Source organism: Prosthecomicrobium sp. N25, from assembly GCF_037203705.1.
Classification (GTDB): Bacteria; Pseudomonadota; Alphaproteobacteria; order Rhizobiales; family Ancalomicrobiaceae; genus Prosthecodimorpha.
The window spans coordinates 53,675-77,970 of the sequence record NZ_JBBCAT010000002.1 but is presented as its reverse complement, the minus strand read 5'-3'; the positions used below and the strand labels follow the sequence as shown (position 1 = coordinate 77,970).

Sequence of the window (24,296 nt, the reverse complement as noted above, 5' to 3'; positions counted from 1 at the left end):
GACCTCGTATACATGCGGAGGTTCGTGGGGCGGGACGATGGCCGAGGGACGGAGCAAGTCGAAGATCGGCGAGGCCAATGTCGAGCGGATCCTCGACGCGGCCCTGACGATCTTCGCGCGCTACGGGCTTCGCGGCGCCCGGACGGATCAGATCGCCGCCGCCGCCGGCATGTCGAAGCCGAATCTCCTCTACTATTTCAGGACCAAGGAAGAGCTCTACGTCGCGGTCCTGGAGCGCACGCTCGAGCGCTGGCTCGACCCCCTCGCGGGCATCGACGAGCAGCGCAGCCCCGCCGAGGCGCTGGCCGACTACATCACCCGCAAGCTCGCCTCCGCGCGCAGCCATCCCGAGCAGAGCCGTCTCTTCGCGACCGAGATCATCCAGGGCGCGCCCATGCTGCGCGCCGCGCTCGAGCGCGACCTGAAACCTCTCGTCGAGGCCAAGGTCGCGATCCTGGAGCGCTGGATGGAGGAGGGCCGGCTCGCCCGGGTGGATCCCCTTGCGGTCATCTTCATGATCTGGGGCACCACCCAGCACTATGCGGATTTCGCCGCGCAGGTGCATGTCCTCGCCGGCCGCGGACTGGACGACGAGGCCTTCTTCGAGGCCACGCGCCGCAGCCTGGTCGACGCGATCCTGTCAGGCCTGCTCCCCAGGCTCTGAGAAATCTCGATGTATTGAAGTATGCGAATCTTTATACTTGTTGCACCATAGTAACAGACTGAACATCACGTAACGGAAATCAGCTGAAGAACCGTGGGTTTAGGTTTCCATTAACCCCCAAGTCGCCCAAGATGACCTCACGAATGCTGCAGGAGCAGCGACGTCAGAGGTCGAAATCACATGCAAAAGTCTGCGATCATCCTGTTCTCCGCGCTGGCCGTCTCGGCCACGACTGCGAGTGCCGCCGACCTCGGGCGCCCGGCGCCCGCGAAGGTCGACTACGTCAAGGTCTGCGACGCCTACGGCGAGGGCTTCTTCTACATCCCGGGCACCGAGACCTGCCTGAAGCTCGGCGGCTACGTTCGCGCGGAATACCGCGCCTACTCGACCGACTTCCTGTTCGACAAGTTCTACGGCATCGGTGCCGGCACCGGGCAGCGCGGCAGCAACAGCATCACCACCCGCGCCCGCGCCAACCTGCAGTTCGACGCGCGCACCAACACCGAATACGGCCTGCTGCGCAGCTACGCCGAGGTCCAGTTCACGGTCTCGTCCGGCACCGCGACGGTCACCGAGTTGCAGAAGGCCTACATCCAGTTCGGCGGCCTGACCGCCGGCCGCGCCCTGTCCTTCTTCGACTTCTATACCGGCGACCACTTCAGCTCGGTCTACGAAACGGCGCATTCCGACTCGATCGTCAACCTGCTCGCCTACACCTTCTCGTTCGGCAACGGCGTCACCGCCACCCTGTCGCTGGAGGATCAGACCACCGGTGTGGCCGCCCGCCGCTACAACAGCCTCGGCGCCGGCCCCTACGCCGGCAACAAGACCCCCGACGTAGTCGGCGCCCTGAAGGTCGACCAGGCCTGGGGCTCCGCGCAGGTCATGGCCGCGGCCCATCGGGTGTACGGCACGCTGAGCGACACCTGGGGCTACGCGGCGGGCGCCGGCGTCAGCGTCAAGCTGCCGATGATCGCCCAGGGTGACGTCTGGAGCCTTCAGGCCGCCTACGGCAAGGGCGCGCTCAGCTACGTCTCTCCGGATCTCTTCGTCGGTCAGGACTACATCCAGTTCGGCCCCGGCCTGCGCCGGCAGGACCTGAGCACCGCCTGGTCGATCGCCTCCGGTTTCACCCACAACTGGAACGCCAAGTGGTCGACCGGCCTGACCGCCTCCTACGCGGACGTGGATCATCGCGCCCGCTTCTGGGACTACAGCCAGTTCGACATCGGCGCCAACCTCGTGTGGGCCCCGGTGTCCGGCCTGACCATCGGCGCCGAGGTCGAGTACAAGGACGTGGACTTCGACCTCGCCGGTCGCCGCGACCGTGACGCCCTCGTGGGCCTGCTCCGGATCCAGCGCAACTTCTGACCATCGCCGATCCCGGAATCGCCGCAGGAAGGCCCGGCCGGAACGCCGGGCCTTTCGCTTTCTCAACCAAGGAGGACCGCAGGCCTGATTCGCGACCGGGGCCTGTTGTTCGGCCTCCGCACTCGGGACCTGCCGATTCGGCTTCGGTCTGTCGCGCAACTTGGACGAAGGTCGACGCGGTGGCCCCCTAAGCTGTTGTAATTCTGATACATCGTAGATTGAGCAAACGATTCTGCCCGGGAAATGGGCAGCATCCGTCTTCCAACGCTGGCGACATTCTTCCAAATTCAGAACAACGAATTCCGTTCGGTATGGGCCGGAATGACGGGTTCCGCCAGGGGCACACGATGAAGACCTTTGCTTTCGCCACTTTCACCGCCGCGGCCCTGGCCGCCTCGTCCGCCCTCGCGGCGGACCTGGGTCGGCCCGCCCCCGCAGCCGTGGACTATGTCAAGGTCTGCGATGCGTACGGCGAAGGGTTCTTCTACATCCCCGGCACGGAGACCTGCCTCAAGATCGGCGGCTACCTCCGGGTGGAGTACCGCCTGTACGATGCGACCCGGCTCTACGGCGCCTACGGCATCCCGCAGGGCTCCGACCGGCGCATCAGCGACCGGGTCGGCAGCCGCGCCCGTGCCAACATCCAGTTCGACGGCCGCACCAACACCGAATACGGCCTGCTGCGCAGCTTCATCGAGCTCCAGTACACGGTCGACTCGGGTTCCTCGACGGCGCGCAGCGAAGTCCAGAAAGCCTACGTGCAGTTCGGCGGCCTGACCGCCGGCCGCGCCCAGTCCTTCTTCGACTTCTACCTCGGCGATCACTACGCCTCGGTGTTCGAGACCGCGCACTCGGACTCGATCGTCAACATGCTCGCCTACACCGTCTCGTTCGGCAGCGGCATCACCGCCACGCTCTCCCTCGAGGACCCCACCACCGCGGGCGGCGGCCTGCGGCGCTGGTCCACCGCGGCCATTCCGTCCATCGGCGCCGACACCATCGGCCCCTACGCAGGCCTCAAGTATCCCGACGTCGTCGGCAACGTGAACGTCACCCAGTCCTGGGGCACCGCCCAGGTCATGGCGGCCGCCCATCACGTGAACGGGATCGCCCTCGGCCGGACGACCCCCAGGGGCGTCGACTACTTCGTCGGCTCCAACCGTGACGAGTGGGGCTACGCCGTCGGTGCCGGCGCCACCATCAAGCTGCCGATGATCGCGGACGGCGACACTGTGACGGTCCAGGCCGCCTACGGCAAGGGCGCGGTCGGCTTCGTCTCGCCCGACTGGTATGCCGCCAACGACTACGTGTCGATCGCCCGCGGATCCCGGTCCAAGATGAGCCTCACCGAGTCCTGGTCGGTGGCCGGCGGCTTCCTGCACAACTGGAACGCCCAGTGGTCGACGGCCATGACGACGTCCTTTGCCACGATCGACCACAAGGGCCGCTTCTGGGATTACGACCAGTTCGACATCGGCGGCAATCTCGTCTGGGCTCCCGTCACGGGCCTGAGCATCGGCGCGGAACTCGAGTACAAGAACGTCGACTTCGACCCGGGCTCCCGCAAGGACCGTGACGCTCTCGTCGGCCTGCTTCGCGTCCAGCGCAACTTCTGACCGGTCGGCCACGGCCTCTCCACCCAACCCGGCGGGCGACCGCCGGGTTTTTTGCGTCTGGTCTCTGGGATGTCGGCCGGATGTGCGACCTCGGGCGAAGCAGGAACTTTCTTGAGCTTCGCCGCGTTCATCTCCCGAACCCGGACGGCCGTCCGGGCCGCGACTTGCGGTTAACCGCGACCGTCCCGGCCGCCTCGGCGCGCCGTCGGTCCCACGGGAGACAGACCCATGACCCTCGGCACCATCCTGCTGATCGTCCTCATCCTCCTTCTCATCGGCGCGATCCCGGCCTGGCCCTACAGCCGCGGCTGGGGCTATGGCCCGAGCGGCCTGCTCGGCCTCGTCTTCCTCGTGATCCTGATCATGCTGCTGACCGGCCGGCTCTGAGCCGCGACCGGAACACCGGCCCGACCCCCGCGTTCTTGAAACCGATGCGACCCTGGCGACAGCCGCGGTCGCAGAGGGCCGGAGGGAACGCAGGATGAAGGACCTGAACGATCTCTTCGGCGCGTTGCTGAAGGACGTGCTCCACGCCGAGAGGCAGGCCGTCCGCGTCCTTCCCGGACTGGTGCGACGCGTCGGGGATTCCGCGCTGAAGGAGGCCCTGGAGGCGCATCATCGGGAGACCGTCACCCAGGCGGAGCGGCTCGAGCGCATCTTCGCGCTCCTCGGCCGGATCCCCCGCGCCGAGACCTGCGAAGCGATCCAGGGCCTCGTCGACGAGGCCAGGGCCGTGACGGAGGATGCCGGAGACGCCGACACGCGCGACGCCGGCGTGCTCGCCGCCGCCCAGGCGATCGAACATTACGAGATCGCCCGCTACGGCACCCTGGCCGCCTGGGCCGAGGAACTCGGCATGGACGAGGCCGCCGGTCTCCTCCGCCTGACGCTGGATGAGGAGAAGCGGGCCGACGCGCTCCTGTCCGGCATCGCTCGCCAGCGCATCAACCGCAAGGCCCGGGCTGCCTGACCGGCCCGTGCCCGAAGACGCTCCGTGCGGCTCGCCGTCGGAGCCCGGAGGTAGCCATGACCAAGGTCCGAGCCGCGCGCGTCGCGCTCCTCGTTCTCCTCGCCGGCCTCCCCGCCGTCGCCGGAGCCCAGACCCCTGCCGCTCAGGCACCCGCCACGCCGCCGACCGGCGCCGCGCCGCCCGTCGACCGGACGGCGCCGCCGAACCCGCCGGTCCGGTCCGGGAGCGGCCAGGACAAGATCCTCGCCCCCGGGGCCAACTCCTTCACCGAGCAGCAGGCGCGCGACCGCCTCGCCTCCCGCGGCTTCGCGGACGTTTCGGGCCTCTCGAAGGACCAGGACGGCATCTGGCGGGGCCATGCCGTCAAGGACGGCCGCACCGTCTCGGTCGCGATCGACTACCAGGGCAACGTCGCCGCCGAGTGATCCCCGTCCAACAGGCCGAAGCCGGAGCTTTTCCCCATGAAGACCACCGTGACCCGGCTCTACGATCGCTACCAGGACGCCGCCGCCGCCGTGAACGCCCTGATGGAAGCCGGCTTCCCGGCCGAGGACGTCAGCCTCGTCGTCAACAACGCCGGCAATCCGCATCTGACGGTCACGACCCCCGTGGCCGACGCCCCGGACGCGGCCGGCGCGGGCGCCGGGGCGGGCGCGCTGCTCGGCGGCGGCGCCGGCCTGCTCGCCGGCCTCGGGCTGATGGCGATCCCCGGCCTCGGCCCCGTCGTCGCCGCCGGCTGGCTCGCGGCCACCGCCGCGGGTGCCGTGGCGGGCGCCGCTGCGGGCGCGGCGGCCGGCGGCATCGTCGACGCCCTGACGGCCTCCGGGGTGAACGAGGAGCACGCCAACGTGTATGCCGAATCGCTGCGGCGCGGCGGTGCCCTGGTTACGGCCCGCGCCGAGGAGGACCGGGTCGGCCCGGTCGAGGCCGTGCTCGATCGCTTTTCGCCGGTCGATCCCGACGAGCGCGGCCGCAGCTATCGCGAATCCGGCTGGTCTCGCTTCGACGCGAACCTGGACTGAGCCCCGCCGCCCGGCCCCGCGCGAACCTTCCGAACGCTTCCGGCGTTCTCCCCGGATGCCGTGTCGCCCATGCGACACCCGATCCCCCAGGCCAGGAGACCGCCATGCGCCTCAGCGAAGCCGTCACGCGTCCGACCGTCCGGTCGGTCATGGGCGTGCCCACGCCCTTTCCCGAGACCGATCCCGGCGGCCTGCCGCCGGAGGAGCCGGGCGTGCCGTCGCCCGACCCGGGGCCCCGCCCCTATCCGGTGGACGACCCGCCCTATCCCGAGCCGACTGGCCCGGACACCGTGCCGGTCCCCGAGCCCTCGCGCACGCCGCTCATGTGAGTCGGCCCGCGGCCCGGCAGACCGGCTGGAGCCCCAGGCCTACTCCTTGATCTTCGGCGCCTTGGTGGCGAACTGCTCGTCCTGCGGCTTCGCCGGCAGGCTGCCATGCTCGCGCGCATGCCGCGCCACGCGCACGATCAGGTCCAGGCCCATCGGGGCGAGCGCGCGTTCCCAGAGTTCGCGCGCTGTCTCGCCCTTCTTCACGAAGCACCAGTCCTGCATCGCGACCGCGCCGGCATCCATCCGGTCGGCGAGGTGGTAGATCGACCCGCCGGCGATCGGGTCGCCTTCCTTGACGGTCCACTCGACCGCCGCGATGCCCCGGTGGCGCGGCAGCAGGGAAGGGTGATAGCCGATCCCGCCCAGCTTCGCCTTGGCGATGGCGTCTGGCATGACCCGCGCGTGGCTGTGCGCCGTGACGATCAGGTCCGTCCCGTCCGGGATCTCGCCCGCGGGGACCACCTTGGGATCCACCTGCACGGTCACGGGGATCCCCTTCGCCTCCGCAGCGGACTTCAGGCGGTCGTCCGCCGTCGGCACCACCACGGCGGCGATCTCGGCGCCGTCCTTGAGGAGCGCTTCGAGCGCGGCGGAGCCGAAATAGCGCGAACCGACGATCGTGATCTTCATGGGGTCTCCTCGGCTTCGTTGGCCTTCATTGGCATCGGTTGTGCCAGTTTATGGCGCCGCGCGCAGCGTTCGGCGCGGGCCTGCGACCCCCCGCCGCGGCGGCATCGGCCGGGATGGTAGCGGCGCGCCCGCGGCAGCGCCAGAGGTGGCCCGCCCGGAAGAAGTGCCCCGGCATTTCCTCCGGAACCCGCCCGCGGGCGGCACGTTGACCGGGCACCCCCCGAACCGAAGGAGCCCGCCATGGAGGTCCGCAACGACCAGGCCGCGAAGGACAAGGTCTTCGAGCTCATCAAGGATGCCCGCATCGCCATGATGGCGACCCGCGGCGAATACGGCACCATGCACGCCCGCCCGATGGGCACGAACCACACGGAGTTCCACGGCGAGCTCTGGTTCCTGACCGACGTCCGCTCCGAGAAGGTCCATGACCTCGAGCGCGACGACGAGGTGCTGCTCGCCTATTCCGACACTGCCAAGCAGAACTACGTGTCGATCTCCGGCCGCGGCGAGGTCTTGCGCGACCGGGCGATCCTGAAGGACCTCTGGTTCGAGGCCGCCCGCACGTGGTTCCCGAAGGGCGTCGACGATCCCGACCTGGCTGCCATCAAGGTGACGGTCGAGATGGCCGAGTATTGGGACAGCCCCTCGAGCGCGATGGTCTACATCTACGGCTACGCCAAGGCGCTGACGACCGGCCGCCGCCCGAACCCCGGCGAGAACGCGACCGTCCGCTTCAGCTGATCCGTCCGCCCGGACGCGATCGCGCGCGGCCTTCCCATCGCCGCGCGCGCTCCCTATGGTCCGCCTCCCGACCGCCAGCACCGAGGGAGCCGACCATGACGAACCCAGCCGACGAGCGCATCGCGCGCCTGATCGCCGAGGAGATCGCCGCCCGCCCGGCCCAGGTGGCCGCCGCGGTCGCACTCCTCGACGAGGGCGCCACGGTCCCCTTCGTGGCGCGCTACCGCAAGGAGGCGACCGGCGGGCTCGACGACACCCAGCTGCGCACCCTGGAGGAGCGGCTGGCCTACCTGCGGGACCTGGAATCCCGCCGGGCCGCCATCCGGGACTCGATCACCGGCCAGGGCCGGATGACCGACGACCTCGCCGCCCGGATCGCCGCCGCCGCCACCAAGGCCGAGCTCGAGGACATCTACCTCCCGTTCCGCCCCAAGCGCCGCACCAAGGCCGAGATCGCCCGCGAGCGCGGGCTCGGTCCCCTCGCCGAGGCCTTGCTGGCCGACCGCGGGCTCGACCCCAGGGCCGCCGCCGAGGCCTATGTCGGCGAGGCGGTCGCGGACGTGAAGGCCGCGCTCGACGGCGCGCGCGACATTCTGGCCGAGACCTTCGCCGAGAACGCCGACCTGATCGGCCGCCTGCGGTCCTACGCGATGGAGCGCGCCATGCTGCGCGCCCGGGTCCAGGAGGGGAAGGAGGCCGCCGGCGAGAAGTTCGCCGACTACTTCGACCACGTCGAGCGCTGGGCGACCGTGCCGAGCCATCGCGCCCTCGCCATGCTGCGCGGTCGCAACGAGGAGATCCTGGCCGTCGATATCGAGATCGACGCCGACGCCACCGACCCCTTGAAGCCCGTCGAGCGGATGATCGCCGAGGCCTTCCGCATTCCCGTGCCGGCGAAGCGGGCAGCCGACGCCTGGCTCCTCGACGTCGCCCGCTGGACCTGGCGGGTGAAGCTCTCCCTGCACGTGGCCCTCGACCTGATGACCCGCATGCGCGAGCGCGCCGAAGAGGAGGCGATCGCGGTCTTCGGCCGCAACCTCAAGGACCTGCTCCTGGCCGCGCCTGCCGGCACCCGCCCGACCCTCGGCCTCGACCCGGGCATCCGCACGGGCGTCAAGGCCGCGGTCGTCGACGCCACCGGGAAGGTCGTCGACACCGCCACGGTCTATCCCTTCCAGCCGAGGAACGACGTCCGCGGCACCCTCGAGACGCTCGCCGCCCTCATCCGCAAGCACAGGGTCGAACTGGTGGCGATCGGCAACGGCACCGGCTCGCGCGAGACGGACCGCCTCGTCGCCGCCCTGATCGCCGACATGCCGCCGCCCAAGCCCCTCAAGGTGGTGGTGAGCGAGGCCGGCGCCTCGGTCTACTCCGCCTCCGCGCTCGCCGCGGCCGAGATGCCCCATCTCGACGTCTCGCTCCGCGGCGCCGTCTCGATCGCCCGGCGCCTGCAGGATCCGCTGGCCGAACTCGTCAAGATCGAGCCCAAGTCGATCGGCGTCGGCCAGTACCAGCACGACGTCGACCAGGCCCGCCTCGCCAAGGCGCTCGATGCCGTGGTGGAGGACGCCGTCAACGCGGTCGGGGTCGACCTCAACACCGCCTCCGCCTCGCTGCTCGCCCGCGTCTCCGGCCTCGGCCCCTCGCTCGCGGAGGCGATCGTCGCACACCGGGACGCCGCGGGCGCCTTCCGCACCCGCCGCGACCTGCTCAAGGTCTCGCGCCTCGGGCCGCGCACCTTCGAGCTCGCCGCCGGCTTCCTGCGCATCCGCGACGGCGCCGAGCCGCTCGACGCCTCCTCGGTCCACCCCGAGGCCTATCCGGTCGCTGCCCGCATCGTCGCCGCCTGCGGCCGCGACCTGCGCAGCCTGATGGGCGACGCCGCCGCCCTGAAGAGCCTGGACCCGCGACGCTTCGTCGACGAGCGCTTCGGCCTGCCGACCGTCCGCGATATCCTGGCCGAACTGGAGAAGCCGGGCCGCGACCCGCGACCCGAGTTCCGGACCGCCGCCTTCGCGGAGGGCGTCGAGGAGATCGGCGACCTGAAACCCGGCATGGTGCTGGAGGGCACCGTCACCAACGTCGCCGCCTTCGGGGCCTTCGTCGACATCGGCGTCCACCAGGACGGGCTCGTCCACGTCTCTCAGCTCGCCGACCGCTTCGTCAAGGACCCGCGCGACGTGGTCAAGGCCGGCGACGTCGTCAAGGTGCGCGTCGTCGAGGTCGACGTGAAGCGCAAGCGCATCGCCCTCTCCATGCGCAAGGACGACGGCGGAGAGCGCCCCCGGCCGGCCGGCGCGACGCGGAACCCGGGCGGCCCCGCGCCCAAGCCTGCGCGACCGGAGCCGAAGTCCGTCGGTGCCCTGGGCGAAGCATTGTCGCGGGCCATGAAGCAGCGCTGACGGTTCGCCTCAGATTGGAATGATTACAATGAAGAAGAACCGCATCATGTGAATTGCGTATTGACCGGAAGGGTCGTCGAGACCTATGCAGGACCGATCGTCCCTCGCCGGTCCTGCCCCGCCATGATCGTCTGTCATTGCAATGTACTGTCCGACCGCGACCTGAAGGCCGCGCTCGACGTGGAGCTCGCGGTCCGTCCGCGCACCGCCGGCCAGCTCTACAAGTGCCTGGGGTGCCGGCCCGAGTGCGGCCGCTGCCTGCCGACCATCCAGAAGCTGATGGCCGACCATGCGGGCTGCGCCGTCCGGATCGGCTGCCCCACCTGCCCCGGCCACGCGATGGAACCGGTCGCCGAGGCGCCGCTGCTCGTCGCCGCCGAATAGCGGGGCGGCACGCCTGTCCCTCGCCACCTGGAACTGAGCCCTTGCCGGACCGTTTCAGCACGACAGTTTCCCGTCGTCCTAGTCACGCGAGGAGATGTCATGAAGGGCGATCCGAAGGTCCTCGACTACCTGAACCGCGGCCTGCGCAGCGAGCTGACCGCCATCAGCCAGTACTGGCTCCACTACCGCCTGCTGGACAACTGGGGCTTCAAGGAACTCGCGCGCACCTGGCGCAAGGAATCGATCGAGGAGATGAACCACGCCGACCGCTTCGTCGAGCGCATCCTCTTCCTGGAGGGCCATCCCAACCTGCAGGTTCTCGACCCGCTGCGCATCGGCGAGACCGTCGAGGAGGTGATCCTCGCCGATCTCGCGGCCGAGCACGACGCCCGCAGCCTCTACCAGGAGGCCGCCGCCCACTGCGACTCCGTGCGCGACTACCCCTCCCGCGACCTCTTCGTCGACCTCATGACCGACGAGGAGGGCCACATCGACTTCCTGGAAACACAGCGGGACCTCATCCGGTCGATCGGCCTCGCCCTTTATGCTCAGAAGCACATCGGCGAGCTCGGCGAGGACCATTGAGGCGCTTGGCACCGGGTTGATCCGGGTCGAGCCGCAGCGGCATGGGCCAGCCCATTTTGCCGCTGCGGCGTTTTTGCGTCTCCCTGGACCTCGGTCCCCGGGCCACTAGCTTGATCTCCTGCGACCCGATCCGGAACAGCCGGCCCCGGCCGGAGCGGCCTTCGGGCCCCTGTCTCGATTGCCAGCTAACGTAAGGGAAGATACTCTGTGCTGCAGCGCAAATACATGCTGCAATGCAGCACCCGTCAGCAGTGCTGACCCGAATACTGCCTCTGACACACCAGATGGCAGTTGCGTCGGAGCGCTCTGACATACATTATACCTGACACCAGACCCACCGTCGTGGCGGCCTCGCGCCGTCTTGAATGCGGCGGGCACTAGGGAGGAAAGAAGAATGAGCACATCCTTCGTCTCGGCAGCGGCCCGCGTCGCGGCCGCCGGGGCCGCCGTCTTCGGTCTCGCCGCCCCGGCCTCCGCGGCCTGGGAGCCCACCAAGGCGGTCGAGTTCATCGTTCCCGCCGGCACGGGCGGCGGCGCCGACCAGATGGCGCGCGTGCTTCAGGGCATCATCCAGAAGCACAATCTCATGTCCCAGCCGCTGGTCGTCATCAACAAGGCCGGCGGCGCGGGCGCCGAAGGCTTCCTGGACGTGAAGGCCGCGGCGGGCAACCCCCACAAGATCATCATCACCCTGTCGAACCTGTTCACGACCCCGCTCGCCACCGGCGTTCCCTTCAAGTGGGACGAGATGACCCCGGTCGCCATGCTGGCGCTGGACGAGTTCGTGCTCTGGGTCAACGCCAAGGCCCCCTACAAGTCCGCCAAGGAATATGTCGACGCGGTCAAGGAGGGCGGCGCCGGCAAGTTCCAGATGGGCGGCACCGGGTCCAAGCAGGAGGACCAGATCATCACCGCCGCCATCGAGCAGGGTACGGGTGCCAAGTTCACCTACGTGCCCTACAAGGGCGGCGGCGACGTCGCGGCGCAGCTCGTCGGCGGCCACATCTCCTCGTCGGTCAACAATCCGATCGAGGCCGTGTCCCAGTGGCGCGGCGGCGAGCTCCGGCCCCTCTGCGTGTTTGACAGCCAGCGCATCCCGCTGAAGGAGCCGATCGCCGACGGCAAGTCCTGGGGCGACATCCCCACCTGCAAGGAGAGCGGCCTCGACATCGAGTACCTCATGCTCCGCGGCATCTTCATGCCCGCCAAGGCGACCCCCGACCAGGTCGAGTTCTACGTGAACCTCTTCAAGAAGGTCCGCGAGACCCCGGACTGGAAGGACTTCATGGAGAAGGGTGCGTTCAACACCACCTTCATGGCGGGCGACGACTACAAGAAGTGGCTGGCCTCCGCGGCCGAGACCCACCGCTCGCTCATGGAGAAGGCCGGCTTCCTGGCGAAGTGACCGTTAGCCGGGGCGTTCCGGCGCCCCGGCGCGGCCCTCCCGGGAGGGCCGACCCGATCCCTCGTTGCTCGGAGGTCTAACCTTGTCCCATCCTGCGAACGGCAACGAGACCACGGTCTCGTCCCGCACCATGGAACTGATCGTGGCCGCCGCCTTCATGGGCGTCGCCGCGCTCGTGATGTACGACAGCTGGCGCATCGGCGCCCGCTGGGGCTCCGACGGCCCGGAGGCGGGCTATTTCCCCTTCTACGTCGGCCTGATCATGTTCGTGGCCAGCGCCGCGACCTTCGGCATCAACCTCTTCGCCGTCTCGGCCTCGTCGAACTTCGTCGGCCGCTCGGAGCTGAAGCAGGTTCTCCAGGTGCTGATCCCCACCATCGTCTTCGTGGTGGCGATCGGTTACCTCGGCCTCTATGTCGCCGGCGCGATCTTCATCGCCTACTTCATGGTCGTGCTCGGCAAGTACCCGGTCTGGAAGGTCGTGCCGATCGCGATCCTGGTCCCGGGCGTCCTCTTCATGATGTTCGAGGTCTGGTTCCTCGTGCCCCTGCCCAAGGGCCCGCTCGAAGCCGCCTTCGGCTACTGAGTCGTCCGCCGGGCGCGGCTGCGCCCGCGCCGGCCTGAAATCCTGCAAGTGAAAGCATGCGTCGCGAGTCAATCGCGCGGTTCAGCTGGGAAAAACAAGCATTTAATCGGTCAAGCTGAAATGTGGAGGCTGACTTGGACGCGCTCCTCTCCCTGATCCATGGCTTCGGCGTCCTCGGCGACCCGATGAACATCCTCTACATGTTCATCGGCATCTTCCTGGGCGTGCTGATCGGCGTGCTGCCGGGCCTCGGAGGCGCCAACGGCGTCGCCATCCTGCTGCCGCTGACCTTCTCGATGCCGCCGACCTCGGCCATCATCATGCTCTCCTCCATCTACTGGGGAGCGCTCTTCGGCGGTGCCATCACGTCGGTGCTGTTCAACATCCCCGGCGAGCCCTGGTCGGTGGCGACCACCTTCGACGGCTACCCGCTCGCCCAGAAGGGCCGCGCCGGCGAGGCTCTGGCGGGCGCCTTCACAGGGTCCTTCCTCGGCGCCTTCGTGGCCACGCTGCTCATCACCTTCCTGGCCCCGCTCGTCGCCCGTTTCGCCCTGCAGTTCGGCCCGCCCGAATTCTTCGCCGTGTACCTGCTGACCTTCTGCAGCTTCATCGGCATGGGCAAGGAATCGCCCTTCAAGGTCATCGCCGCCATGATGCTCGGCTTCGCGCTCGCCGCGGTCGGCCTCGACACGGTGACCGGGCAGCTCCGCATGACCTTCGGCTCGACCGAGCTCCTGCGCGGCTTCGACTTCCTGGTGGCGGTCATCGGCCTCTTCGGCGTCGGCGAGATCCTGCTCACGATGGAGGAGGGCCTCGCCTTCAAGGGCCGCTCCGCCAAGATCAATCCCCGGGTCGTGCTCCAGGTCTGGGCCGAGATCCCCAAATACTGGGTGACCTGCATCCGCAGCGCCGTGGTGGGCTGCTGGATGGGCATCACCCCCGGCGGCGCCACCCCGGCCTCCTTCATGAGCTACGGCCTCGCCAAGCGTTTCTCCCGCAACGGACCCCGCTTCGGCACCGGCGAGCTCGAAGGCGTGATCGCCCCGGAAACCGCCGCCCACGCGGCCGGTACCTCGGCGCTCCTGCCCATGCTGACCCTCGGCATCCCCGGCTCGCCGACCGCTGCGGTGCTGCTCGGCGGCCTCCTGATCTGGGGCCTGCAGCCCGGCCCGCTGCTCTTCGTCGAGCAGAAGGACTTCGTCTGGGGCCTGATCGCGTCGATCTACGTCTCCAACGTCGCGGGCCTGATCGTCGTGCTCACGACGGTCCCGCTCTTCGCCGCGATCCTGCGCATCCCCTTCTCGATCATCGCCCCCATCATCCTGGTCATCTGTGCGGTCGGCGCCTACACGGTGCACAACGCGCTCCTCGACATCTCGGTGATGCTGGTCTTCGGCGTGATCGGCTACCTCTTCAAGAAGCTAGGCTACCCGCTCGCGCCCCTCGTCCTCGCCCTGGTGCTCGGCGACATGGCGGAGAGCTCGTTCCGGCAGGCCATGCTGGTCAGCCAGGGCAGCCTCGGGGTCTTCTACGCCAACCCGCTGGTCGGCAGTCTCGTCACCCTCGCCCTGGTCATGCTGTTCTGGCCGCTCATCTCGAGCGCGCTGGCCCTCTTCAAGGGACGCGGCGACTCGACCCTCGCGTCGTCGAAGTAACCGGCGCACCCCAAGACCCTGCGTACGGCGCGGCCTCCCGGCCGCGCCGTTGCTTTTTGGCCCGTCGCCACACTGTCGCTGTCGGGAGCCTCCGCCTTACGGGCCGAAGCGCGTCCCGCGCCGCCCCGGGCCCGCCCGCCCTACCGATCAACCAAATTGAACCGCCAACTCGTCCCCGCGAGCCTGACGCGCCGACCCGCGCCAGCGTCGCCTCGACGGCCATGTGTGCGATGCAACACGGCCATGTGGTATTTGGTATGCCAGATGCCTTGATTGGGTCAGCGGCACTGCCATATGATGCATTGCACAACAGGACTGCAGGAGATCCCGCCATGCTCGCCTCTTACGCTCTCGAATATGTCGCGCTCGCCCTTGCCGTCGGCGGCCTCGTCGGCGTCGTCGCCGAGATCCTGGTGAAGGACCCGACCGTGTTCGGCGCCGCTTTCGGCGCCAAGGCGATCGCCCTCCGGAGCGCGCTTTGCGGCCTCGACGTCGCGTCGGTCGCGTCGCCTGCCCGACAGGCCGCTTGAGATCGATCCCTTCCTCTGGACGGACCTGGTCCGGCGAACCTGACCTCTCGCCGGATGCCTCGAAGGGCGGCCCTCGGGCCGCCCTTTGGCGTTCTGCGCCCGCCCACGCCCCCGAGCCGAACGCGCGACGGCATCGCCGCGACGGGGTTGCCGTAAAGTCCTGCGAGACGAAAAGACGGTTAACGGGGCGGTTTTCCTTGTGGAAAACTGACAGAAAGCTGTCGAATGGCGGCCTTCGCGTCGGACCTTGCGGCACCGCTTCAATTCGCCTCGCATCCTATCTCTTGCGTTAACGATCCATAAGAACGTCCTCACATACCGTCCCCTGCATGAAGTCGTTCCTGTGGGCGGACAGGTCGAGCTTCTTCCCTTTCGAGGCGGAGGACCCGACGTGCCCACATTGACCGTGAACGGCAAATCCTATTCGGTCGACGTACCTGAGCAGATGCCCCTCCTGTGGGTCCTGCGCGACGTGATTGGCCTGACCGGCACCAAGTACGGCTGCGGCGTCGAGATCTGCGGCGCCTGCACGGTCTGGATCGACGGGTCGGCCGAGAAGTCCTGCCACCTCGAGGTGAAGGAGGTGGTCGGCAAGCAGATCACCACCATCGAGGGCCTCTCCCCGAACCGCAGCCACGCCGTCCAGCTCGCCTGGATCGCCGAGCAGGTGCCGCAATGCGGCTACTGCCAGTCCGGCATGCTGATGCAGGCCGCCAAGCTCCTGCGCGAGAGCCCGAAGCCGACCGACGCCCAGATCGACTCCGCCATGGAGAACATCTGCGCCTGCGGCACCTACCCCCGCATCAAGGCCGCCATCAAGCGCGCCGCCGGCATCGTCTGACCGCCCGCCGGTCGGCCGCGCGGCGTCAAACGCGTGCGGCGGTGGACCGGTTCGTGCCCGATCCTCGAGGAAACCCCCATGTCCGTGAAAGACCTCGTCGCCGAGATCGCGACCCCGACCCGCCGTGCCGTGCTCGGCAACGGCGCCGCCGCCCTCGCGGGCCTCGTGCTCGCCGTCGATCCCTCGGAGGCCTTCGCCAAGAAGGGGCCGAGGGGCGGCACCGGTACCACCACGACGGCCACCGTGGCCGGGACGACCGGCACCAACATCGCCCCGCCCCCGACCGGCACGGCCGTCGGCAGCTGGGTCGTGATCGCCCCCGACAACACGATCACGATCCTGGCCGGCAGCCAGGAGATGGGGCAGGGCATCCTGTCCGGCCTCGCCCAGGTCCTCGCCGAGGAACTTTTCGTCGACTGGGCGAAGGTGCGCGTCGAGCACGCCCCCTCCGGCAACTTCACCTATTCGGGTCCGAACAACCGCGGCATCACGGCCGGCTCCGGCTCCATGCGCGGCTACTACCAGGGCCTCCGCCTCGCCGGCGCCCGGGCCCGCGAGATGCTCAAGATGGCGGCCGTCGCGAAGTTCGGCGGCACCCTGGACAGCGCGGTCTGCGCCGATGGCGTGGTCACCGTCAACGGCCAGAGCGCCACCTACGGCGCCCTCGCCACCCTGGCGGCCACCCAGGCCGCGCCTGCGACTCCGCCGCTGATCGGCAGCGGCCGCCTGATCGGCAAGGTCGTGGCCCGCCCCGACATCCCCCCCAAGGTGGACGGAAGCGCCGTCTTTGGCATCGACGTCCGCCTGCCGAACATGCTCTATGCCTGCGTCAAGCACAGCCCGGTGCACGGCGGGACGGTCCCGGCCGGCTACAACCCGCCGCTCCCCTCCGGCGCCGTGAAGGTCGTCAACCTCGGCACCGCCGTCGCGGTCGTGGCGGGCAACACCTGGGCGGCCCGCAAGGGCGCCGAGAGCCTGAGCGTGTCCTGGATCCTCCCCTCCGGCGCGACCGCGGTCGACACGCCCACCATCGACGCCGCCGCCCAGTCGCTGATGGCGACCGGCACCCCCGCGATCGCCGAGACCCTCGGCGACGCCCCGGGCGCGATTCTCGCCTCCGCGCGCCAGCTCGACCTGACCTACAGCGTCCCCTTCATGGCCCACGCCACGCTGGAGCCGCTGACCTGCACAGTCCTCTACACGACCACGGCCTGCGAGGTCTGGGCCTCCACCCAGGCGCCGAACAGCATCGTCGGAACCGTGACCAAGCTGACCGGCCTGCCCGCGACCGCCATCCAGGTCCATCCGCAATACATGGGCGGCGGCATGGGTCGGAAGTTCGAGCAGGACTTCGTGATCGAGGCGGTGAAGATCGCCCAGGCCGTCCCCGGCCGTCCGGTGAAGCTCACCTGGACGCGCGAGGAGGACATGACCCACGACTACTACCGGCCGATGGCGCTCGCCCGGGTCCGCGCCGGCCTGGACACCGCGGGCCGCATCACCGGCTGGTCGAACCGCATCGTCTCGCCGTCGATCCTCTATCCCCGCTTCGCCCCGGCCCTGCCGAACGGCGTCGACAGCCAGGCGGTCGACGGCGCCATCAAGCTGCCCTACGCCCTCGGGGCCCGCCTCGTCGAATATGTCCGGCACACCACCACGGCGCCGGTCGGCTTCTGGCGGTCGGTCGGCCACTCGATCAACTGCTTCGTGGTCGAGAGCGCCATCGACGAGCTGGCGCTCGCCGCCAACGTCGACCCGCTGCTCTTCCGCCAGCGCCTGCTCGTCAACGCGCCGGCCCACCTGGCGGTCCTCAACGCCGCCGCCCAGCTCGGCAACTGGTCTAGCCCGCCCCTCGCCGGCCGCGCCCGCGGGATCGCGTTGTCGGAGGGCTTCGGCAGCATCACCGCGCAGGTCGTGGAAATCTCCGCGCCGGTCTCCGGCGCGGTGGTCATCCACCGGGTCTCCGCGGCGATCGACTGCGGCATCGCGGTGAACCCGGATTCGGTCAAGGCCCAGATGCAGGGCGCCATCATCCAGGGACTCACGGCGGCGCTCTGGAGCAAGATCACCTTCTCGCAGGGCCGCACCGTCCAGCGCAACTTCAGCAACTACCGCGTCATGGTCATGCGCGAGGCGCCGAGGATCGACGTCACGATCGTCAACCAGGGCAGCGCGCTCGGCGGCGTCGGTGAGCCGGGCGTCCCGGCGGCGATCCCGGCCCTCGTCAACGCCTATGCCCGGCTGACCGGCACACGCATCCGCTCGCTCCCCATGTTCCCGAACGCCGGGTTCATGGACGACTGAGCGTGGAGGCCGCCGGGGCCGCCGCCCAGGCCCCGGCGGCGCCGCCCGGCGCCCGCGAGCCCTGCATGCGACACATGGCCCATCCGCGCTCGCGGGCTTGACCGCGGCCGCTCCAGAAGATCCGCTGGCCGAAACGGTTCAGCGGGCCCCGCCCGCCCGCGCGGGACAGGCCATGAGCAAGCTCTTCACGCCTTTGACGATCGGCCCGATGACGGTGGCCAACCGCATCGTGGTCTCCCCCATGTGCCAGTACTCCGCCGTCGACGGCTGCGCGACCGACTGGCACCAGTTCCATGTGCCGTCCCTGGCCCTGTCGGGCGCCGGACTGGTCATCCTGGAGGCGACCGCGGTCGAGCGCCTCGGCCGCATCACGCACGGCTGCCTCGGCCTCTATTCCGACGACAACGAACGCGCCCTCGACCGCGTGGTGAAGTCCGCCCGGGCCTTCGCGCCGAAGTCCCTCCGCCTCGGCATCCAGATCGCCCACGCCGGCCGCAAGGCATCGTCGCAGCGGCCCTGGGAGGGCGGCGGCGCGCTCCGCCCCGACCAGGATCCCTGGCAGACCTTCGCCCCCTCGGCCATTCCCTTCGACGACGGCTATCCGGCCCCGGCCGCGCTCGCGGACGCCGACCTGGAGCGCATCCGCGACGCCTTCGTGCAGGCGGCCCGCCGCGCGGCCCGCATCGGCTTCGACCTGGTCGAGCTGCACATGGCGCACGGCTACCTGCTGCACTCCTTCGTGTCGCCGATCGCCAACCGGCGCGAGGACCGCTGGGGTGGCGACCTCGTCGGCCGCATGGCCTTCCCGCTGGAGGTCGCCCGGGCGGTCCGCGCCGCCGTGCCCGGCATCGCGCTCTCGGCCCGCATCACCGGCTCCGACTGGTCGGACGCCGGCCTGACGCCCGACGACGCGGTCGCGGCCGCCACCATGCTGAAGGGGGTGGGGCTCGACGCCGTGGTTGTCAGCTCCGGCGGCATCACCCCGAAGATCCGCGTCGGGGTCGGGCCGAACTATCAGGTCCCCTTCGCGGCGCGCGTGAAGCGCGAGACCGGCATCCTCACGCAGGCCGTCGGCATGATCGTCGACCCTCTCGAGGCGGAGGCGATCCTGGAGCGCGGCGAGGCCGACCAGATCGCCCTGGCGCGCGCCGTCCTCGACGACCCGCGCTGGGGCCTGCACGCCGCCGAGAAACTGGGGGTCGAGGCGGAGCGGCCGGTCCAGTACGTGCGGGTCGCCCCGAAGCATTGGCCGGGCGCTGCCCTGAAGCGCTAGGAACGGCCGGCGCCGAGCGGACGGCCCGGCTCCGCCGATGGGCATCTCAGTCCTTGCGGCGCAGCCGCACCACCACGTCGACCCGCACGATCTCCATGCCGTCGGGCACCTCGGGCAGCCGGTCGATGCCCACCGACGCGGCGGGGATGTCCAGCATGGCGTTGTCGCCCTCGACGAAGAAGTGATGGTGATCGCCGACGTTGGTGTCGAAGTAGGACTTCGAACCGTCGACCGCCAGCTCCCGCAGGAGCCCGGCCTCGGTGAACTGGTGCAGCGTGTTGTAGATGGTGGCGAGCGAGACCGGCACCCGGGCGAGGATCGCCTCCTCGTAAAGCGACTCCGCCGACACGTGGCGGTCGCCGCGCCCGAACAGCAGCGACGCCAGCGCGAGCCGCTGCCGCGTGGGCCGCAGGCCCGCCCGGCGCATGAGGGCGGTCACGCAGGTCCCGCGCCCGTCCGGCGCGCCGGCCGCCGCGACCGGTGTCTTCGTCGTGCTCGCGTCCATGGTCGTCCTCTCGAACCGCCGCGAAGCGCGGCGAGACGGCGGCCAAGCCCTCGGGCAGCACCGTCCCGTCTAATATTAGGAACCGTTCGCAGCTTGGGCAACCCTGGCTGCATTTTCCCTTATGGTCGCGGGAGCCGCCTCGCGCCCCGAACCGAACGATCTTGTCACCTTCCGGGACGGCGGTCGCTGTGCTAGAAGGCCCGCGACTTCAAGCATCACGATCGAGATACCCGCGGACGCGGCTCCGGTCCAGCCAACGAGACCAGAATGGCAGAACGGCGTTCCAGTTTCAGTTACGAAGACTTGCTGGCCTGCGGCCGGGGCGAGCTCTTCGGTCCCGGCAATGCGCAGTTGCCCCTGCCCCCCATGCTGATGTTCGACCGCATCACCGAGATCTCGGAGACGGGCGGCGTGAACGGCAAGGGCTATATCCGCGCCGAGTTGGACGTCAGGCCGGACCTGTGGTTCTTCCCCTGCCACTTCCAGGGCGATCCCGTGATGCCCGGCTGCCTCGGGCTCGACGCCCTCTGGCAGCTCGTCGGCTTCTTCCTGGGCTGGGTCGGCGCCCCGGGGCGCGGACGGGCGCTGGCGGTCGGCGAGGTGAAGTTCACCGGCCAGGTGCTGCCGACCGTCAAGCTCGTCGAGTACGGCATCGAGTTCAAGCGGGTCATGCGCGGCAAGCTGGTGCTCGGCATCGCGGACGGCTGGCTCAAGGCCGACGGCCAGGAGATCTACACGGCCAAGGACCTGAAGGTCGGCCTCTTCCAGGCCTGACGGGGCGGCGGCCGCGGTCTCGCTCGCGGCCCGCCTCGCATGCTAGACTGTTCGCCCTCCGGATTGAGAACCGGACGGGGACCATGGAACCGACGGGGCGAAGCGGTTCTTTTCACAAGATCTGACGAGGTGACGCGCCTCGGCCTCCGGCTCGGCCGGTCGGGCCGCTCGGGGCATCACCGACAACGAAGCAAGAGGCCGCGATGAGGCGAGTGGTGGTCACCGGGATGGGGATCGTTTCCTCCATCGGCAACAACACCCAGGAGGTGGTGGCGAGCCTCCGCGAGGCGAAGTCGGGCATCTCGCGCGCCGAGAAATACGCCGAGCTCGGCTTCCGCTCGCAGGTCCACGGCGCCCCGACCCTGGATCCGGAAGGCATCGTCGACCGCCGCGCCATGCGATTCCACGGCGGCGGCACGGCCTGGAACCACGTCGCCATGGACCAGGCGATCCGCGACTCCGGCCTCGAGGAGAAGGACATCTCCAACGAGCGCACGGGCATCATCATGGGCTCCGGCGGTCCCTCGACTCATGCCCTCATCGAGGCCGCCGACACGGCGCGCACCAAGGGCCCGAAGCGCGTCGGCCCCTTCGCGGTGCCGAAGGCGATGTCGTCGACCGCCTCCGCGACGCTCGCCACCTGGTTCAAGATCAAGGGCGTGAACTACTCGATCTCGTCCGCCTGCGCGACCTCGAGCCACTGCATCGGCAACTCGGCCGAGCAGATCCTCCTCGGCAAGCAGGACGTGATGTTCGCCGGTGGCTGCGAGGAGCTCGACTGGGCCCTCTCGGTGCTGTTCGACGCCATGGGGGCCATGTCGTCCAAGTACAACGACACGCCCGCGACCGCCTCGCGCGCCTACGACAAGAACCGCGACGGCTTCGTCATCGCCGGCGGCGCCGGCGTCCTCGTCCTGGAGGAGCTGGAGCACGCCAAGGCGCGCGGCGCGAAGATCTATGCCGAACTGACCGGCTACGGCGCCACCTCGGACGGCTACGACATGGTGGCCCCTTCCGGCGAGGGCGCGGTCCGCTGCATGCGCCAGGCGCTCGCCACCGTGAAGGGGAAGGTCGACTACATCAACCCCCACGCCACCGCGACCCCGGTCGGCGACGCCAAGGAGATCGAGGCGATCCGCGCGGTCTTCGGCAAGGACGTGCCGCCGATCTCGGCCACCAAGTCGCTGACCGGCCACTCCCTCGGCGCCGCCGGTGTCCAGGAGGCGATCTATTCGCTCCTGATGATGCAGAACGGCTTCATCGCCGAATCGGCCCACATCCAGGAACTCGATCCGGATTTCGCCGACATGCCGATCGCCCGCGAGCGTATCGACGGGGCTCGGCTGGAGACCGTCCTGTCCAACTCCTTCGGATTCGGCGGCACGAACGCCACGCTCGTCTTCCAGCGCCACGACCGCTGACGGGCGCACTGGCGCCCGGCCGGGCGCTCGTGTCATATGGACTTCAAGGGATAGTGCGATCCGTTCCCTGATTCTGGGCGTGACGGACCGCATGTGGACAGATCGCTACGGCCATCCTCACCTCCGCCTCGTCCTTGCGGCCGGCACGGGGCGGCCCGATGGAGCGGGAACCCGCATGAGCGGACTGATGCAAGGCAAGCGCGGCCTCGTCATGGGCGTCGCCAACGATCATTCCATCGCCTGGGGGATCGCCAAGCGCCTCGCCGAGGCCGGCGCGGAACTGGCCTTCACGTATCAGGGCGAGGCCTTCGGGCGCCGCGTCAAGCCGCTGGCCGCCTCGGTCGGCTCCGACTTCCTTATCCCCTGCGACGTGGAGGACGTCTCCTCGGTGGACGCCGTCTTCGCCGCCCTCGCCGAGCGCTGGGGCAGGATCGACTTCGTGGTCCACGCCATCGCGTTCTCGGACAAGAACGAACTGAAGGGGCGCTACGCCGACACCACGCGCGACAACTTCGTCCGCACCATGGTGATCTCCTGCTTCTCCTTCACCGAGATTGCGAAGCGTGCGGCGGCGATCATGAACCCCGGCGGCGCCCTGGTGACGCTGACCTTCGGCGGCTCCACCCGGGTCATGCCGAACTACAACGTCATGGGCGTCGCCAAGGCGGCGCTGGAATCCTCCGTCCGCTACCTGGCGATGGACTTCGGCCTGAACCAGGTCCGCGTCAACGCCATCTCGGCCGGCCCGGTGCGGACGCTCGCGGGCGCCGGCATCGCGGACGCGCGCATGATGTACAACTACCAGAAGCGCAACGCCCCGCTCGGCCGCACCGTCTCCATCGAGGAGATCGGCGGGACCGCGCTCTACCTGCTCTCGGACCTCTCTTCCGGGGTGACCGGCGAGATCCACTTCGTCGACAGCGGCTACAACATCGTCTCCATGCCCCGGCTCGCCGAGCTCAAGGACATCGAGGACGTGGAGGAGAGCCGGGCCGCCGGCGCGGTCTCGAGCGCCGCCGAGTAGCCGCGCCTCAGGCCGGCCGCGCCAGGCCGGTCGCGCGGGCGCCGGCCCAGGGGGTGACGCCGGCCCGGTGCAGGGTCCAGCCGAAGAGCAGCGCCGCCCCCGCGACGCCCGCCAGGAACGCCGGCCCCTCGAAGGCGAGCGTGGCGACGGCGGGCGACAGCACCACGAGTCCCAGCACCCAGGTCTCGCCGCGCGCGAAGCCGACCCGGCGCGCATGCGCGACCAGGAACGCGACCGCCGGCATCTCGGCCATCAGGTCGTAGGGCAGCGCGAAGGGCGTCATCAGGAAGGTCGCCGCCAGCGCGCCGGCCGCCTTCACCTCCAGGGCCGCCCCGCTCCGCCAAAGCCGCACCACCAGGATCGCGGCCGTGAGCGCCGCCAAGGCCTGCATCGCATAGGCCTGCAGCACCGGCACCCCGAACCAGCGCAGCGCCGAGAAGACCGTCACGATCTTGCCGAAGCCGACCTTGCTGTTTTCGAGGAGCGTGTCCTTGTTGCCCCCGGAGGCGGCGAGCACCGCCTGCCACGTCTCCGGCCCGTGCAGCGCCAGCGACACCGCGACCGACGCCGCCACCCCGAGGGCCGCCCCCGCCACCGCCCGCCAGCGCCCGGTGGCGACGAGGATCACGGGGAAGACGAGGCCGAGCTGCGGCTTGAAGCAGAGGAGCCCGATCAGGAACCCGGCGACGAGCGGCCGCCGGTCCAGGCTCCACAGGGCGAGCCCCATGAGTCCGGCGGTCAGGAAGGCGTTCTGGCCGAAGATGAAGGTGCAGAGCGCGCCGGGCGCCGCGATCGCCAGCAGCACCGTCCGCCACCCCGGCAGGATGCGCCAGACCGCGAAGACGTAGAGCGCCCCGGTGACGAGCATCCAGGTGTAGAAGGCCGGCATGTAGGGCAGCGCCGCGAAGGGCGTGACGACGGTCAGGTAGGTCGGCGGATACGCGAAATAATAGGCATCCGCGAAGCCGTCCCCGCCCTTCGCCTCCCGCGCCGCCTCGCGCTGCATGGCCACGTGGGCGGCCCGGTCGTAGGCCTTCTCGGGCGTGCCGGCGAGGACCAGCCGGCCGGCCGCGTAGAAGCTCATGTAGTCGTGCCCGACCACGTCGGAGCTGGTCGGCGCGTTGACCTTGGCGACGCTCGGCACATACACGATCGCGAAGAGCGCCAGCGTGCCGGCCGCGAGCCACGCGAGCCAATCAGCCGCGAACACCCGCCACAGGTTCCGGATCCCGTCCATGCCGCGCCTCCCGCGGCCCCTCGGCCG

25 protein-coding genes are annotated in these 24,296 nt (G+C 69.6%); 22 read left to right on the top strand and 3 right to left on the bottom strand.

The window, feature by feature from the left end:
- Nucleotides 1–37: 37 nt before the first annotated feature.
- The 8 genes from WBG79_RS15160 (at nt 38) to WBG79_RS15125 (ending at nt 5,972) form a co-directional block, all read left to right on the top strand.
- On the top strand, nt 38–664 hold the full coding sequence (locus WBG79_RS15160; RefSeq protein ID WP_337358032.1) for a TetR family transcriptional regulator C-terminal domain-containing protein: 627 nt from the start codon (nt 38–40) through the stop codon (nt 662–664).
- 180 nt (nt 665–844) lie between these two features.
- Nucleotides 845–2,035, top strand: a complete 1,191-nt coding sequence (locus tag WBG79_RS15155) for a porin (RefSeq protein ID WP_337358031.1) — start codon at nt 845–847, stop codon at nt 2,033–2,035.
- 347 nt (nt 2,036–2,382) lie between these two features.
- Nucleotides 2,383–3,651 (top strand): porin, encoded by a 1,269-nt coding sequence (locus tag WBG79_RS15150; RefSeq protein WP_337358030.1) that lies wholly within the window; start codon nt 2,383–2,385, stop codon nt 3,649–3,651.
- A gap of 228 nt (nt 3,652–3,879) precedes the next feature.
- Nucleotides 3,880–4,038, top strand: a complete 159-nt coding sequence (locus tag WBG79_RS15145; protein WP_337358029.1) for a DUF3309 domain-containing protein — start codon at nt 3,880–3,882, stop codon at nt 4,036–4,038.
- Nucleotides 4,039–4,132: 94 nt separating this feature from the next.
- Nucleotides 4,133–4,621, top strand: a complete 489-nt coding sequence (locus tag WBG79_RS15140) for a YciE/YciF ferroxidase family protein (protein WP_337358028.1) — start codon at nt 4,133–4,135, stop codon at nt 4,619–4,621.
- A 56-nt stretch (nt 4,622–4,677) separates the two neighbouring features.
- The gene (locus WBG79_RS15135) at nt 4,678–5,046 is read left to right on the top strand and encodes a PepSY domain-containing protein (protein ID WP_337358027.1); all 369 of its coding nucleotides are present in this window, start codon (nt 4,678–4,680) and stop codon (nt 5,044–5,046) included.
- Between the two features lie 36 nt (nt 5,047–5,082).
- Entirely contained in the window at nt 5,083–5,643 is a 561-nt protein-coding gene (locus tag WBG79_RS15130) for a hypothetical protein (protein ID WP_337358026.1), read from the top strand.
- 104 nt (nt 5,644–5,747) lie between these two features.
- The gene (locus WBG79_RS15125) at nt 5,748–5,972 is read left to right on the top strand and encodes a hypothetical protein (protein ID WP_337358025.1); all 225 of its coding nucleotides are present in this window, start codon (nt 5,748–5,750) and stop codon (nt 5,970–5,972) included.
- A gap of 39 nt (nt 5,973–6,011) precedes the next feature.
- On the opposite strand, the gene WBG79_RS15120 is transcribed toward WBG79_RS15125, so the two are convergent.
- Nucleotides 6,012–6,602 (bottom strand): formyltransferase family protein, encoded by a 591-nt coding sequence (locus WBG79_RS15120; protein WP_337358024.1) that lies wholly within the window; start codon nt 6,600–6,602, stop codon nt 6,012–6,014.
- 240 nt (nt 6,603–6,842) lie between these two features.
- On the opposite strand from WBG79_RS15120, the gene WBG79_RS15115 reads away from it, so the two are divergent.
- The 11 genes from WBG79_RS15115 (at nt 6,843) to WBG79_RS15065 (ending at nt 19,308) form a co-directional block, all read left to right on the top strand.
- Complete coding sequence (locus WBG79_RS15115) at nt 6,843–7,343, top strand: pyridoxamine 5'-phosphate oxidase family protein (protein ID WP_337358023.1); 501 nt, start codon at nt 6,843–6,845, stop codon at nt 7,341–7,343.
- Nucleotides 7,344–7,438: 95 nt separating this feature from the next.
- Nucleotides 7,439–9,745, top strand: a complete 2,307-nt coding sequence (locus tag WBG79_RS15110; protein WP_337358022.1) for a Tex family protein — start codon at nt 7,439–7,441, stop codon at nt 9,743–9,745.
- Between the two features lie 60 nt (nt 9,746–9,805).
- Complete coding sequence (locus WBG79_RS15105; RefSeq protein ID WP_337358021.1) at nt 9,806–10,129, top strand: (2Fe-2S)-binding protein; 324 nt, start codon at nt 9,806–9,808, stop codon at nt 10,127–10,129.
- Nucleotides 10,130–10,228: 99 nt separating this feature from the next.
- A complete protein-coding gene (bfr, locus tag WBG79_RS15100; RefSeq protein ID WP_337358020.1) occupies nt 10,229–10,714 on the top strand; it encodes a bacterioferritin in 486 nt (161 codons plus the stop codon).
- 394 nt (nt 10,715–11,108) lie between these two features.
- The gene (locus WBG79_RS15095; protein ID WP_337358019.1) at nt 11,109–12,119 is read left to right on the top strand and encodes a Bug family tripartite tricarboxylate transporter substrate binding protein; all 1,011 of its coding nucleotides are present in this window, start codon (nt 11,109–11,111) and stop codon (nt 12,117–12,119) included.
- Between the two features lie 82 nt (nt 12,120–12,201).
- A complete protein-coding gene (locus WBG79_RS15090; RefSeq protein ID WP_337358018.1) occupies nt 12,202–12,705 on the top strand; it encodes a tripartite tricarboxylate transporter TctB family protein in 504 nt (167 codons plus the stop codon).
- A 134-nt stretch (nt 12,706–12,839) separates the two neighbouring features.
- Nucleotides 12,840–14,360, top strand: coding sequence for a tripartite tricarboxylate transporter permease (locus WBG79_RS15085; RefSeq protein ID WP_337358017.1), 1,521 nt, complete (start codon nt 12,840–12,842; stop codon nt 14,358–14,360).
- A gap of 332 nt (nt 14,361–14,692) precedes the next feature.
- A complete protein-coding gene (locus tag WBG79_RS15080; protein ID WP_337358016.1) occupies nt 14,693–14,890 on the top strand; it encodes a hypothetical protein in 198 nt (65 codons plus the stop codon).
- A 391-nt stretch (nt 14,891–15,281) separates the two neighbouring features.
- Nucleotides 15,282–15,731, top strand: coding sequence for a (2Fe-2S)-binding protein (locus tag WBG79_RS15075; RefSeq protein ID WP_337358015.1), 450 nt, complete (start codon nt 15,282–15,284; stop codon nt 15,729–15,731).
- A 78-nt stretch (nt 15,732–15,809) separates the two neighbouring features.
- The gene (locus WBG79_RS15070; protein WP_337358014.1) at nt 15,810–18,035 is read left to right on the top strand and encodes a xanthine dehydrogenase family protein molybdopterin-binding subunit; all 2,226 of its coding nucleotides are present in this window, start codon (nt 15,810–15,812) and stop codon (nt 18,033–18,035) included.
- Between the two features lie 172 nt (nt 18,036–18,207).
- The gene (locus WBG79_RS15065) at nt 18,208–19,308 is read left to right on the top strand and encodes an NADH:flavin oxidoreductase/NADH oxidase (protein WP_337358013.1); all 1,101 of its coding nucleotides are present in this window, start codon (nt 18,208–18,210) and stop codon (nt 19,306–19,308) included.
- 46 nt (nt 19,309–19,354) lie between these two features.
- On the opposite strand, the gene irrA is transcribed toward WBG79_RS15065, so the two are convergent.
- Entirely contained in the window at nt 19,355–19,813 is a 459-nt protein-coding gene (gene irrA / locus WBG79_RS15060) for an iron response transcriptional regulator IrrA (RefSeq protein ID WP_443147461.1), read from the bottom strand.
- A gap of 267 nt (nt 19,814–20,080) precedes the next feature.
- Here irrA and fabA point away from each other — a divergent pair, with 267 nt between their 5' ends.
- From fabA to fabI, 3 genes are all read left to right on the top strand, one after another.
- Nucleotides 20,081–20,587: a 3-hydroxyacyl-[acyl-carrier-protein] dehydratase FabA gene (fabA, locus tag WBG79_RS15055; protein ID WP_337358012.1), complete on the top strand. Its 507-nt coding sequence runs from the start codon at nt 20,081–20,083 to the stop codon at nt 20,585–20,587.
- Nucleotides 20,588–20,790: 203 nt separating this feature from the next.
- The gene (gene fabB / locus WBG79_RS15050; protein WP_337358011.1) at nt 20,791–22,008 is read left to right on the top strand and encodes a beta-ketoacyl-ACP synthase I; all 1,218 of its coding nucleotides are present in this window, start codon (nt 20,791–20,793) and stop codon (nt 22,006–22,008) included.
- A 175-nt stretch (nt 22,009–22,183) separates the two neighbouring features.
- Nucleotides 22,184–23,032 carry an enoyl-ACP reductase FabI gene (fabI, locus tag WBG79_RS15045; RefSeq protein WP_337358010.1) on the top strand — a complete coding sequence of 283 codons (849 nt, stop codon included), beginning with the start codon at nt 22,184–22,186 and terminating at the stop codon, nt 23,030–23,032.
- A gap of 7 nt (nt 23,033–23,039) precedes the next feature.
- Here fabI and WBG79_RS15040 read toward each other — a convergent pair whose 3' ends face one another.
- Nucleotides 23,040–24,269, bottom strand: coding sequence for a glycosyltransferase family 87 protein (locus WBG79_RS15040; RefSeq protein ID WP_337358009.1), 1,230 nt, complete (start codon nt 24,267–24,269; stop codon nt 23,040–23,042).
- Nucleotides 24,270–24,296 lie beyond the last annotated feature (27 nt).